Raw genomic sequence first — 12,696 nt, forward strand, 5'->3', positions numbered from 1 at the left:
GTGAAGCCCCATGGCCGCAGCTAAGGAGCGTGTCCGGGTTGCCGGCAGGGAATTGACGCTCACCAACCTGGGTAAAGTCATCTACCCGGAGACCGGCACCACCAAGGCGGACGTGCTCGCCTACTACGCAGCGGTGGCACACGTCCTGATCCCGGCGGCCGCCAACAGGCCGGCCACCAGGAAGCGGTGGGTTAATGGCGTGGGTACTGCGGGGAAGCCCGGCGAGGTGTTCTTCCAAAAGAACCTTGAGGACTCCGCTCCCGGCTGGCTCCCGCGCGCGGCCATTACCCACAAAGACCGGACCATCCACTATCCGATGGTCAACGACCCCGCGACGCTCACCTGGTTTGGCCAGATCAACTCGCTGGAAATCCATGTTCCCCAGTGGCAGGTGGACTCCCACGGCAACCAGCTCAATCCGGACCGGCTTGTCCTGGACCTGGATCCCGGTGAAGGCGCCGGCCTGGAAGAGTGCGTGGAAGTGGCCCTCCTGGCCCGCTCAATCCTCGAGGACGTCGGCCTGGATCCCGTCCCCGTAACCAGCGGCAGCAAGGGCATCCATCTCTACGCACCCCTGGACCGGAGCCAGACCTCGGATCAGATCTCGGCCTTTGCCCGTGAGCTGGCACGCGCCTTGGAAGCGGACCATCCGAATCTTGCGGTCAGCGACATGAAAAAGACCCTGCGCAAGGGCAAGGTGCTGGTGGACTGGAGCCAGAACAACGCGGCCAAAACCACCATCGTGCCCTACTCGCTCCGGGGCCGTCCCGCCCCGATGGTCGCCGCGCCCCGGACCTGGCAGGAGATCGGCTCGCCAGGCCTGACGCACCTGGACTACCTGGCCGTGCTGCAACGGGTGCAGGAAGGCACGGACCCCTTTGCCGCCGTCGTGAACGCCGCCGGCCGGGACCCCGAGGTACGCATCGAACATCACGACGGCAACCCCCGCCTGGGCAAGTACCGGTCCATGCGGGACCCGCAGAAAACACCCGAGCCCTTCTCCGGCGCCGCCGGCAGCGGCGACGCCTTCGTTATCCAGGAGCACCACGCCAGCCGGCTGCACTTCGACCTCCGCCTCGAGCACGACGGCGTCCTGGTGTCCTGGGCCTTGCCAAAGGGGGTGCCGGAATCCGGCGGCAAGAACCACCTGGCCGTCCAGACAGAGGACCACCCGCTGGACTACCTCACTTTCCAGGGCACCATTCCCAAAGGGGAGTATGGCGCCGGCGAGATGACCATCTGGGATACCGGCACGTATGAACTGCATAAGTGGATCAACGGCAGGGAAGTCATCGTTACCCTGACCGGTTCCGAAGGCGGCGGGCTGGGCGGCACCCGAAAGTTCGCCCTGATCCATACGGGCCGGGGGCAGGGCAAGGACTCCGAGGGCCAGTGGCTGATCCACCTCATGGACAAGGAGCATGCCAGCAGCCGGCACCGGCCTGCGCCGGCGCGGGAGGAGGAGCCCGAAGAAGCCGAGGACGAGGCTGACGAGGCTGCCGAGGTGCATGAGGAGGCGCCGGACACTGCAAGGCCGGAGCAGGAAGAGGAGCCGGAGGAAGCCCGAGAGCCGGACCACCAAGAAGCTGAAGAAACCTCTCCGGCGCCCCCTTCAGCCGCCGCTTCCGCATCACCTGAGGATTACAGCCCCATGATGGCCACCGCGGGGACAACAGCCGATCTGCAGGGGAGCAACTGGCAGTTCGAGCTCAAGTGGGACGGCGTCCGTGCCATCCTCGTAGCGGACGAGGTTGAAGTAAGGATCTTCAGCCGCAACGGAAACGACGTCAGCAAGACCTACCCCGAGTTCACGGACCGGAACTGCTGGCCGCCCCAGCCGTTCGTCGCGGACGGCGAGATCATCTCCGTCGGGCCCTCAGGCAGGCCGGACTTCGGACTGCTTCAGGGGCGCATGAAGCTCACCCGGCCCGGCGACGTCGCCAAAGCGCGCAGGGCCATCCCCGTCCGGCTGATGCTTTTTGACCTGCTCTACGACGCCGGCACGGACCTTCGCAGGCTGCCCCTCGCCAAACGGCGCCACCGGCTGGAGGAGTTCTTCAGCCCGTCGGACTGCCCGGTGGATCTTTCAACTGTGCTGGAAGACCGGGTGGAGCACATCCTGGAAAGCGCCCAGGAACTGGGCCTCGAAGGCGTGATGGCGAAGCGCACGGACAGCCGCTACGTTAGCGGGCAACGGACGCGGACCTGGATCAAGCTCAAGCTCGACCAGACCCAGGAGGTGGTGGTGGGCGGCTGGCGGCCGGGCAAGGGTGCCCGCCGGGACTCGGTGGGTTCGCTGCTGGTGGGCATCCCGGAGGGAAGAAACCTGCGCTACGTGGGCAGGGTGGGCAGCGGTTTCAGTTTCCGCGAACTGACGGAACTCCGGCAGACCGTGGAACGGCTTGCCCGAAAGACATCTCCCTTCCAGGACGTTCCGCGCGAGGACTCGGCGGATGCGCACTGGGTAACCCCTCAACTGGTGGGTGAAGTGACGTACAGCGAATGGACCGGGACGGGCCGGCTTCGGCATCCGGTGTGGCGGGGTTGGCGGCTGGACAAGGACCCGGCGGACGTGGTGGACGAAGCCTGACACTGGTAGGAGCGCCCGCTGCTTGCGCAGGGGGCGCTCCTTATGGCTGTCGCTGGTCAGGTGCTTTCTAGCCAATCAGGGTGGTGATGAGCCTGATGGAGGAGGCGATGATAGCGATGAGGCCAAAGGCTCCGAAGAGGTTGTGCCACCACCTGTTGCGGAGGTCGCCCATGACGGAGCGCCTGTTGGCCATGATGACGATCAGGACGCCGAGCATGGGTGCGATGAGCACGGTGAGGGATTGGGCGATGACGATCAGTGCCACGGGCGAGGCTTGGAATGACAGGGTGATGATCAGTCCGAAGGCAAGGATCATGCCGGTGACGATGCGGGCGGCAGGCGATCCGGCTTCGGCGCCCCGGCCCATGGCGTCGGAGAGCATGGTGCCTCCGGCGGTGGCGTTGGCGATCATGGATGAAAAGGCTGCTCCGGAGAGGCCGAGTGCGAAGAGCATCGCGCCGACGGGGCCTGCCAGGGGCGTGAAGATGGAGGCGAGGGCGTTGATGGTTCCGGCCTCAGCTCCGGTTTTGCCGAGGACGGCTGCGGCGACCATGATGACGAGCGCGGTCATGATGCCGGGGGCGACGATGCCGGGGATGGTGTCGACGAGGGTGATGTCGCGGTAGTCGGCTCGGGTGCGGCGGTGTTCCTTGATGCCGTAGGAGGTGTAGAAGGCGGCGTTGATGGAGAAGTTGGTGCCCACGAGTGCGACGATGAGGATCTCGCTTCCGGCGGGAAGGGTGGGGACCATGCCCTCAAGGGAGCGGTACCAGTCGGGCTGGGCGACCACTGTGCTGGCGATGAAGGCGATGCCCATGAGGACGACGATGGCCAGGAGGGCCTTTTCGACGATTCCGTAGACGTTCTTGAAGGCCAGGACGAAGGCGACGGCGGCGGTGCAGACGACGGTCCACAGGACCGGGGATCCGCCGAAAATGAGGGAAAGTCCCAGCCCGGATCCGACGGCGTTGCCGACGGAGAACATCAGCGTTATGCCGAAGACGCCGAAGCCGGCCAGGACGCCCACCCATTTGCCCAGGTGTTCTTTGATGGAAGTAATAAGAGACACGGGTGTGGCGATCCCGAGCCGGACGCTCATGTCGGTGAAGAAGATCATCAGGATGGTGGAGACGGCGATGACCCAAACGAGGCTGTAGTCGAAGCGGCTGCCGGCCTGGACGGCGGTGGTCAGGTTGCCGGGGCCGAACTGCCAGGCTCCGACGACGAATGCCGGGCCCATGAGGGCAAGGTAGCCAAGGAATGTTCGGTGCTTTTTTGTGGTGCCTTGGGTCGGGTTTCCTTGCTGGGTTGCCATCTGATCTTCCGTGGTTCCGGGGTGGGTGATGGTCTTATTCTGCTCGCGCATCGGCGAGTCCTCCTTATACAGCGACATTGCTGGGGGCGTCGTTGGCCCGGGGTGGAGAGTAAAAGCTGGGGCACGGGCGGCGGGCCAAGAGCCCGCCCCCCGTGAGGACCCGTGAAGGGTGGGATCAGGCGCTGACGGTGACCTTGCCGATGTTTGCGGCAGCGAAGGCTTCCGCAATTTCGGTATCGGCGCCCTCGGGCAGGGGCAGGAGCGGGGTGCGCACTGTGGCGTGGTCCAGAATGCCGCGGTTCACGAGGCCCCACTTCAAGGCGACGGTGCCCTCCATGTGGGACCCGCGGTGGTAAACGTTCTTGGTCACCGGCAGCAACCGCTCATGGATGGCGTGGGCACGCTTGTAGTCCTGCGCCTTCCCGGCCTCGATCAGTTCGACGAGCAGTTCGGGGGCGATGTTGCCGTAGCCGACGAGCAGACCGTCGACATCGAACATCGTCGGCAGCAGGTACTCGTCATGGCAGGACAGCACCTGCAGCTCGGGGTACGCGGCGCGCAGCGCGGGGATCTCGGTGTACCACCGGCGCATGTTCCGGACACCGTTCTTCGTGGCAAAGACGCCTTCCTGGCCGGCGATCTCCAGCTGGGTGTCGAGGTCGTAGGTCGCCTTGGTGTTGTCGGGGTACTGGAACAGGATCAGCGGCAGGCCGGACTCTTCATAGATCTCCTGGTAGCGCGACTGGGGCGCGCCATTCTGGTATCCGAAGCGCAGCCACCCGTGCGAGGGGTAGACGAGACCAGCTGACGCGCCGGCCTCGACGGCCTTCTTGGCCTCGAGGGCCGCGGTCTTGTTGCCTTCCTTCGTGATGCCCGCCACGACCGGTACACGGCCGTCGGTCGACGCCACGAACGCGCGGATAACGTCCAGCTGCTCCTCTTCGGTGAGGAACGTGCCTTCGCCGGCGTGCCCCAGGACGACGAGGCTTTTCACGCCCTCGATCGATCCGAGCCACGAGCCCAGACGCTGGATCGCAGCGAAGTCGACAGCGCCATCTTCGGTGAACGGGGTGACAGGTGCGGGGCTGAGTCCGCGGAGATCGAGTGTCATTACAGCTACCTTCTTGTCTTCATTGATGGTCGGCAGTCCCGCCGGTTGAAAACGTTTGCGGGAACGTTTTCAATATTGCAACGTGTCCCAGCTCACTGTCAAGAGAACGTTTGCAAAAAGGGGGAATAGAGTGTCTGTTACGCCCCTTTCGAAGAGGAGAACCAGCATGGAACCGGCGGCTCCCGGCATGATCGTCACACTCAAGGACGTTGCTGCGGCCAGCGGCGTGAGCCTCTCCACCGCCAGCCGCGCCCTGGATGAACGTACGACGTCGCGTTCGGCAGCAGCCGCGCATGTCAGGAAAATAGCCGAGGAGCTTGGCTATCGCCGCAACTCCTTCGCATCCAACCTCCGCCGGGGTGAGACCCGGACCCTCGGCGTGCTCGTGCCGCGGCTCAGCGACACGGTAATGGCCCTGATGTTCGAGGAACTCGAGCGGGTGGCGTCGGACCGCGGATACTTTGCCATGGTTGCAACCAGCGGCGATGATCCCGACGACGAACGCCGGGCAGCGGAAACCCTCCTGGACCGCAATGTGGACGGGCTGATCCTGGCCACGGCCCGAATCGACGACGATTTGCCCAAGCACCTGCGTGAACGGGGTGTGGCGCACGCGCTGGTCCTTCGCACCGACGGTGTCAGCCCCTCGGCTCTTGGCGACGATGAGGTGGGCGGATACCTGGCGGTCCGGCATCTGATTGATCTTGGGCACCGTGACATCGGGGTAGTGACCGGACCGTCCTTTACCTCCACCGGGATAGCCCGCCTCGCCGGTGCCCGCAAAGCCCTGGAGGGTGCAGGCATCCAGGCCCGGGAAGACTGGCTGATTGCCGCCGGCTATGGCATCGAAAGCGGGTTCTCCGCCGCGGAATCTTTGCTGTCCGGCGACTCTGGAAAACGTCCCAGCGCGGTGTTTGCCGCCAACGACAACCTGGCCATGGGGGTTATCGCCGCCGCCCACCGCCTCGGTATCACCGTGGGAGAAGACCTGGCCCTGGTCGGCTACAACGACATACCCCTCGCCTCCCGCCTTCCAACCCCGCTCACTTCGGTGCGGGTGCCCCTGGACCAGATCGCAGCCAATGCGATCGACCTCATCGTAAATCCCGGCAAGGAACCCAGGATCCGGAAATCCCTGCCCACGCTCATGCCCCGCCAGTCGAGCGGTTCCCCCCGATATTCAGCACCGCAGGCGCCTTGAAAGGCTCCCGGCCAGAAATACTTTGGCGCATGCGGCATTCTGAATAAGAATTTTCCTGGTTCCTGTCGATCCGGTGCCCGCCCGTTCGACGCGATAGTAGAAGGACGCATCAGGCGTCCTCAATCAGAAGGAGAAGAACCGTGAAGTTCATGCTGATAATGCGCGCTACGGACGAGGCCAAGAAGGCTTACGAAACGGCGGACATCGAACAGATCATTAACGCGATGGGCGCCTACAATGAATCCCTCATGAAGGCCGGGGTTCTGCTGGCCGGTGAGGGGCTCGCCGATGATATGAGCGAAGCGTTCGTTGTCGACTTTTCAGGCGAGAACCCCATTGTTACCGACGGCCCGTACGGGGAAACCCATGAACTGTTCAACGGATTCTGGATCATCCAGACCGCCAGCAAGGAAGAGGCGGCCCAGTGGGCCAGCCGCTGCCCCTTGGGCCCGGGCAACAAACTCGAAGTCCGCCGCGTGACCGATATGAGCGACTTCGAGGACTTCTCGGACAACGAGTTCCTGCAAAAGGAAGCCGGCTGGCGCGAGGAACTGAACCAGCCCTAGCCACATGGCAGACAAGGACCTGCCCACGCCGGCGATCCAGCGCACCCTGGACGCCGTGTGGCGGATCGAAAGCGCGCGGATCGTCGCCACGCTTTCCAAGGTGACTGGCGACGTCGGCCTGGCTGAAGACCTTGCTCAAGAAGCGCTGCTCGACGCCCTGACGCAGTGGCCGGGGTCGGGCGTCCCGGAAAACCCGGGCGCCTGGCTCACGGCCGTGGCGAAGCGCAAGGCCATAGATGCCTGGCGCCGCCGGGAGCGGCTGGACGAACGCTACCGCGCGATTGCCCATGACCTCAGGGAGATGACTGAAGACCAGTGGCAGCCGATCCCCGATGACGTGCTTCGGCTCGTCTTCATCGCCTGCCACCCTGTGCTCTCCCGCGAGGGGCAGGTCTCCTTGACGCTGCGAACCGTCGGTGGCCTGACCACCGAGGAGATCGCACGGATGCTGCTCGTTCCCGTCGCCACCGTCCAGCAGCGCATCGTACGGGCAAAGAAAACCCTGTCGGCCGCCCACGTGCCCTTTGACACCCCCGACCCCAACGAGTGGAACGCGCGCCTGGGCGCGGTACTGGCGGTGCTGTACCTCATCTTCACCGAAGGTTATGCCGCCACAACCGGTGACAGGTGGATCCGGACCGAGGTCGCCAATGAGGCCCTGCGCCTTGGCCGCGTGCTCGCCGGCCTGCTGCCGCGGGAGCCTGAAGTTCACGGACTCGTAGCGCTGATGGAGTTCCAGGCGTCCCGGTTCGCCGCCCGCGTCAACCGCGACGGCAGCCCAATCCTGCTCGCTGACCAGGACAGGTCGCGCTGGGACCGGACGCAGATCGGCCGTGGCCTTACCTCCCTGGCCCGTGCCGATGCGCTCGGCCGCGGAAGGGGGAGCTACTGCCTGCAGGCTGCCATCGCCCAATGCCACGCCACTGCCAGCAGTTTCGAAGAAACGGACTGGAACAGGATTGTGCTGCTCTATGAAGCCCTGGGACGCCTGGCGCCCAGCCCCGTCGTCGAACTCAACCACGCGGTAGCGGTTTCCATGGCCACCGGACCTGCCGCCGCCCTGAGGATCGTGGACCGCCTCGTTGCCGAGGGCGCCCTCCGCCGCTCACACCTGCTGCCCAGCATCCGGGGAGAGCTGCTCACCAAGCTCGGGAGAACCGACGAGGCCAAATCAGAGCTGCTTCAGGCAGCCCAACTCACGGCCAACGAACAACAAAAGGCTGTTCTGCTCGCCAAGGCGGCTGCCCTCTGACCCCTGGGGAATGCAGCAGGCAGGGACAACCCAGTCCTGGGCTTTGCCTGGTCAGGCTGATGGGGACACCGGATTCCGGTGTCCCCATTCCTTCACGGTCCTACGACGTCGGTGTCCTCCGTTTGCCTCAATGTCCTCAGGACGAGTGCGGCATCTGTGGCCGGCTGGTGCGGTGGACCGCCGTGACGGCAGCCCCCTGCCCCATCCGGCCAAAGCCGGAACCGCGTTCCTTCGGATGCCGCCGCTTCCCGTTACCATCGGGCCACCTTTGCTGCCCGCCCGCTCCCATGGGAGATAGCGGGGCCGCCGCGCCAGGCATGTCCGGGGCGTCCATTGCCTCCGCCAGGTGGCTCGCCAGCTCCGGAGCGATGTGCTTGTTGTTTTCGTCAGCCATTTGTTCTTCCTTTCCCGCAACGCAATGAAATGAAGTGCTACCAATCGAGGCCAGCCAGGGCCTTTTTGTGACTGTCAGAGCGGCCGGCCATGCCCGGCCGCAGGCGTCCGCCTACCTAAAAGAAAGTGTTCCCATGGCACAACCTTAGGGAAGCGCCGGGCACCTGTGAACCCCCATAAAAGAGGTGGGCAAAAAGGACGACGGCGGCTCTGCCGGGTCGTGGAGGAGAGCTCAGGAAGCCGTGGCCGGCATCACTTTTTCGCGTGTGAAGCGTTCAAAACGACGGCAAGGGGAGCCGACAGCGAAAAAAATTCGGTGACAAGGGCGCCCGACCCCGCAGATCCCCATAACGGCGCGGGAAAAGCCGGGAAAGAAATCTCAAGGAAACGGCACGAAAAGCCCCAAAAAGGGGTGATCCTACGGCATGGACCGCGCAGACGCTACGGCATTCGCGTAAAATTGAAGGCCTGCCCGGAGCGGGGCAGCTACAAGTCGCAAGCAAATGACCTCCACGGGAGTCGCCCAAATGCCCACAGACCGAAGCATCACCGACTCTTCCGCAGGCGTATACAACGCCGCCGGAACCAACCAAGCTACACCCCCAGGCACCCCACCCGCGGCTGCCAAGGGACCACGCAAGCCAAACATTTTGAAGCGCCGCCGGCTCAAGGAGTCGGACGTCAACGTTGTTAACCAGCCCATGCTGAAGAAAGCCCTGGGCGGAACCATCGTAGGCAACACCATGGAGTGGTACGACGTCGGCGTGTTCGGCTACCTCATCACCACCATGGGTCCGGTCTTCCTGCCGGAGTCCGACCCCACCACCCAGACCCTCTTCCTGCTGGGTACCTTTGCCGCCACGTTCATCGCCCGCCCCCTGGGCGGCGTCATCTTCGGCTGGATGGGCGACAAGATGGGCCGGCAGAAGATCCTCGCCGCCACGCTGATGATCATGGCGGCAAGCACGTTCGCCATTGGACTCCTTCCCGGCTACGCCCAGATCGGACTGTGGGCGGCAGGCCTGCTGGTGCTGTTGAAGATCGTGCAGGGCTTCTCCACCGGCGGCGAATATGCCGGCGCCACCACCTTCGTCAGCGAGTACGCTCCGGACAAGCGCCGCGGCTTCTTCGCAAGCTTCCTGGATATGGGCAGTTACCTTGGTTTCGCCCTCGGCGCGGCCCTGGTGTCCGCCCTGCAGCTGACTCTGGGCCAGGCGGCCATGGAGGAGTGGGGCTGGCGCATCCCGTTCTTGGTGGCCGGTCCGCTGGGCCTGATTGCCGTCTACTTCCGCAGCAAGATTGAGGAGTCCCCCCAGTTCCAGGCGACCCTGGACGCCCAGGAAGACCTCGCCAAGCATGCCGCTGCCTCGGAGGAAGCCACGGCCAAGGGCCCGGTGGGAATCGTCAAGGCCTACTGGCGCTCCATCATCGTGGCGATGATCCTGGTTGCGGCCGCCAACACCGCGGGTTACGCCCTGACCTCCTACATGCCCACCTACCTCACGGAGTCCAAGGGCTACGACGAGGTGCACGGTACCCTGCTGACCATCCCAGTGCTGGTCGTCATGAGCCTCTGTATCCCCCTCACGGGCAAGCTGTCCGACCGGATCGGCCGCCGCCCCGTGCTGTGGATCGGTGCGCTGAGCACAGTGGTCCTGGCCTCCCCGGCCTTCCTGCTGATCGGCATCGGCGAAATCTGGTCCACGCTGGCCGGGCTTTCCCTGATCGCCTTCCCGGTGACGTTCTACGTGGCCAACCTCGCCTCCGCGCTGCCGGCCCAGTTCCCCACCTCCAGCCGGTACGGCGCCATGGGCATCGCGTACAACTTCTCGGTGGCCATCTTCGGCGGAACGACGCCTTTCATCGTGGCAGCCCTGATCAGCGCCACGGGCAACGACATGATGCCGGCCTACTACCTGATGGGAACCTCCCTGGTGGGCGCCGTTGCCATCTACTTCCTGAAGGAATCGGCCCAGCGCCCGCTGCCGGGTTCCATGCCAAGCGTGGATACCCAGGCGGAGGCCCGCGAATTGGTGGCCACGCAGGACGAGAACCCGCTGATCGACCTGGACGAACTCCCGTTCGAGGCCCAGGACATCACGGATTCGAGTGCAGCCGATAAGGTTCCGGCCCGGGTTTAGCAGGGCGGCAACCGGCAGGCGGTGGCACCCAGCCACTCCCCCACGGGCAGGGCTAGCAGCAACGCTCCAGGGCCCGTCATGCACAGCTTCCCGGAAAGCTGAGCATGACGGGCCTTCGCCATGCAACGCCCGCACCCCGATGTCGCTTTATGTCCCCCGACGCCCGGAGAAATGGCCTGACCCGCGAAGCCGGTGATACGTTCCGAAGGGATCCGGAAGGGATCCGGAAAAAAGCAGGAAAGGTGCGGCATGAAGCTTCTGATGGAGCAGGTGCGCGCCCTTCACCGGCTGGAACCCGCCAACCGTGACCATCTCGCAGCCCTGCGGGTAGCCCTCAGTGTTGCAGTTCCTTCGCTGCTGCTCCTCGCCGCCGGCCGCACAGACCTCATCATGTACGCCGTCTTCGGTGCGCTGACGGGCATGTACGGGCGCTCCGAGCCGCACCAGCTCCGCCTCCGGCACCAGTCCCAGGCCGCAGTGGTCCTGCTGTGCGGCGTTGCGGCAGGCCTGTTCCTGTCCGTCAACCACCTCCACTCCTGGTGGCTCGTCGCTGTCGAAGCGGTGCTGGCCGGCGCGGGATCCGTTTTTGCGGACCGGGTGCGGCTGAAACCCAACGGGCCCTTCTTTGGCATCCTCGCGCTGGGGGCCTGCGCCTCGGTACCTGCGGCGGTTCCCTGGCAGGTGGCCATGCTGATCGCCGCAGGGTCCGCCGCCTTCTCCATTCTGGTGGGGTTCGGGGGCTGGATCCGCAGCAGGTCCTGGTACCGCGGCGCTGTCCGGAACGTTCCCGCCATGCACCCCGCCGGCCGTGCTGAGTTGTTGGTGCACGCAGCCCGCTACGTTCTGGCCGTGGGAGCTGCCGGCACCGTCGGCGTCCTGTCCGGCAGCGGCCACCCGCACTGGGCTATGGCCGCCGCTGCGGTACCCCTTGCCGGGGCCGACCTCCCCAGCAGCGTCCGCCGCGGGATCCACCGCATCGTGGGGACATTCCTCGGTTTGGCGGTCACCGCCGTCGTTATCCTTCCCGGCCCCTGGTCCCTGGCCGGGCTGTTCCCGGGCCGGCAGGCCGTGGTGCTTGCCCTCCTGGTGATCCTCTTCCAGTTCACTACCGAGCTGTTTATGGCCCGCCACTACGGCCTGGCCATGGTTTCGTTTACGCCGGTAATCCTGCTGATTACCCAGCTCGCCGCGCCCATCGACCCCGCGGTGCTGATCCTGGAGCGCGGCGTCGAGACGCTGGTCGGTGCATTGGTGGGCATCGCGGTGGTGGTAGCCGTCCGCCGGTCCGGGACCCGCAGCCCGCGGGCATTGCTTGGCCTCGCGCCCCTATTTCGGCTTCCGCGGAGGACCCGCCAGTAGTTTGGCTGGCGCCACCCGGGCAACCGCCGCCAGTACCTTGTACCGCCTGGACGGGATGGAAACCGCTTTGCCCCGCTGGTTGTCCGCCAGGCCGTCCCGGACCACCCGGTCTGCGTGCAGCCAGGCCCACGAGGGCGCCACCGATTTGTCCATGCCCATCCGGTCGTGGAACTCCGTATGGGTGAAGCCAGGGCATACGGCGGTGACCTTAATGCCCCGCTGCCGGTAGGCGAGGTTCGCCCACCGGCTGAAGCTGACCAGCCACGCCTTCGCCGCGGAGTAGGTTCCACGCGGGAGGAAAGCGGCGATGCTGGCCACGTTGATGATCCGGCCACCGCCGCGTTCCAGCATCCCTTTCAGCGCAGCATGGGTGAGCTCCATGGCCGTCTCGCCGTGCAGCTTCAGGTGCTTTTTCTCCTCCGAGATGGGGTTGTCCTCGAAGTTGTGCAGCAACCCGATCCCGGCGTTGTTGACCAGGATGCCCACCGGCCGCTGCGGATCGGAAAGGCGTGCGACGACGGCTGCCACGCCGGCGTCATCCGTCAGGTCGGCGGGCAGGACCTCAGCCGTGATCCCGTAACGCCGTTCCAGGCCCGCCGCGGTTTCCTCGAGGCGGGCCCGGTTCCGCGCCACCAGCACCAGGTTGCAGCCCTGGGCTGCGAGCTGGCGCGCGAACTCGGAACCCAGTCCTGCACTGGCACCGGTGATCAGGGCCGTCGTTCCGGAGGAGTCTGCAGTCATGCTGCAAGCCTAACGATCAGCTGATGG

10 protein-coding genes are annotated in these 12,696 nt (G+C 65.3%); 6 read left to right on the forward strand and 4 right to left on the reverse strand.

The features are described from left to right. Nucleotides 1–10: 10 nt before the first annotated feature. Nucleotides 11–2,590, forward strand: a complete 2,580-nt coding sequence (locus tag AC5RV1_RS14745) for an ATP-dependent DNA ligase (RefSeq protein ID WP_493995052.1) — start codon at nucleotides 11–13, stop codon at nucleotides 2,588–2,590. A gap of 67 nt (nucleotides 2,591–2,657) precedes the next feature. Here the strand turns inward: AC5RV1_RS14745 and AC5RV1_RS14750 are convergent, their stop codons facing one another. Continuing rightward, nucleotides 2,658–3,956, reverse strand: coding sequence for an Nramp family divalent metal transporter (locus AC5RV1_RS14750; protein WP_493995053.1), 1,299 nt, complete (start codon nucleotides 3,954–3,956; stop codon nucleotides 2,658–2,660). Nucleotides 3,957–4,080: 124 nt separating this feature from the next. After that, the gene (locus AC5RV1_RS14755; protein ID WP_493946120.1) at nucleotides 4,081–5,016 is read right to left on the reverse strand and encodes a dihydrodipicolinate synthase family protein; all 936 of its coding nucleotides are present in this window, start codon (nucleotides 5,014–5,016) and stop codon (nucleotides 4,081–4,083) included. Between the two features lie 166 nt (nucleotides 5,017–5,182). Here AC5RV1_RS14755 and AC5RV1_RS14760 point away from each other — a divergent pair, with 166 nt between their 5' ends. The 3 genes from AC5RV1_RS14760 to AC5RV1_RS14770 all read left to right on the forward strand — a co-directional run bounded on the left by AC5RV1_RS14760 (nucleotide 5,183) and on the right by AC5RV1_RS14770 (nucleotide 8,035). Continuing rightward, nucleotides 5,183–6,217 carry a LacI family DNA-binding transcriptional regulator gene (locus tag AC5RV1_RS14760; RefSeq protein WP_493995054.1) on the forward strand — a complete coding sequence of 345 codons (1,035 nt, stop codon included), beginning with the start codon at nucleotides 5,183–5,185 and terminating at the stop codon, nucleotides 6,215–6,217. Nucleotides 6,218–6,357: 140 nt separating this feature from the next. Next, nucleotides 6,358–6,783, forward strand: a complete 426-nt coding sequence (locus tag AC5RV1_RS14765; protein WP_493946118.1) for a YciI family protein — start codon at nucleotides 6,358–6,360, stop codon at nucleotides 6,781–6,783. Nucleotides 6,784–6,787: 4 nt separating this feature from the next. Next, on the forward strand, nucleotides 6,788–8,035 hold the full coding sequence (locus tag AC5RV1_RS14770) for an RNA polymerase sigma factor (RefSeq protein WP_493995055.1): 1,248 nt from the start codon (nucleotides 6,788–6,790) through the stop codon (nucleotides 8,033–8,035). Nucleotides 8,036–8,171: 136 nt separating this feature from the next. Here the strand turns inward: AC5RV1_RS14770 and AC5RV1_RS14775 are convergent, their stop codons facing one another. Beyond that, a complete protein-coding gene (locus tag AC5RV1_RS14775; RefSeq protein WP_493946116.1) occupies nucleotides 8,172–8,429 on the reverse strand; it encodes a hypothetical protein in 258 nt (85 codons plus the stop codon). A gap of 526 nt (nucleotides 8,430–8,955) precedes the next feature. Here AC5RV1_RS14775 and AC5RV1_RS14780 point away from each other — a divergent pair. After that, the gene (locus AC5RV1_RS14780) at nucleotides 8,956–10,569 is read left to right on the forward strand and encodes an MFS transporter (protein ID WP_493995056.1); all 1,614 of its coding nucleotides are present in this window, start codon (nucleotides 8,956–8,958) and stop codon (nucleotides 10,567–10,569) included. 249 nt (nucleotides 10,570–10,818) lie between these two features. Further along, entirely contained in the window at nucleotides 10,819–11,928 is a 1,110-nt protein-coding gene (locus tag AC5RV1_RS14785; protein WP_493995057.1) for an FUSC family protein, read from the forward strand. On the opposite strand, the gene AC5RV1_RS14790 is transcribed toward AC5RV1_RS14785, so the two are convergent. Further along, nucleotides 11,896–12,669 carry an SDR family NAD(P)-dependent oxidoreductase gene (locus AC5RV1_RS14790; RefSeq protein ID WP_493946113.1) on the reverse strand — a complete coding sequence of 258 codons (774 nt, stop codon included), beginning with the start codon at nucleotides 12,667–12,669 and terminating at the stop codon, nucleotides 11,896–11,898. The genes AC5RV1_RS14785 and AC5RV1_RS14790 overlap by 33 nt on opposite strands. Nucleotides 12,670–12,696: the final 27 nt, after the last annotated feature.

The organism is Arthrobacter sp. Hb9-2, from assembly GCF_059091165.1.

Coding starts and splice junctions, on each gene's coding strand:
- AC5RV1_RS14745 (WP_493995052.1), top strand. CDS start 11: ATGGCCGCAGCTAAGGAGCGTGTCCGGGTTGCCGGCAGGGAATTGACG.
- AC5RV1_RS14750 (WP_493995053.1), bottom strand. CDS start 3,956: ATGCGCGAGCAGAATAAGACCATCACCCACCCCGGAACCACGGAAGAT.
- AC5RV1_RS14755 (WP_493946120.1), bottom strand. CDS start 5,016: ATGACACTCGATCTCCGCGGACTCAGCCCCGCACCTGTCACCCCGTTC.
- AC5RV1_RS14760 (WP_493995054.1), top strand. CDS start 5,183: ATGGAACCGGCGGCTCCCGGCATGATCGTCACACTCAAGGACGTTGCT.
- AC5RV1_RS14770 (WP_493995055.1), top strand. CDS start 6,788: ATGGCAGACAAGGACCTGCCCACGCCGGCGATCCAGCGCACCCTGGAC.
- AC5RV1_RS14775 (WP_493946116.1), bottom strand. CDS start 8,429: ATGGCTGACGAAAACAACAAGCACATCGCTCCGGAGCTGGCGAGCCAC.
- AC5RV1_RS14780 (WP_493995056.1), top strand. CDS start 8,956: ATGCCCACAGACCGAAGCATCACCGACTCTTCCGCAGGCGTATACAAC.
- AC5RV1_RS14785 (WP_493995057.1), top strand. CDS start 10,819: ATGAAGCTTCTGATGGAGCAGGTGCGCGCCCTTCACCGGCTGGAACCC.
- AC5RV1_RS14790 (WP_493946113.1), bottom strand. CDS start 12,669: ATGACTGCAGACTCCTCCGGAACGACGGCCCTGATCACCGGTGCCAGT.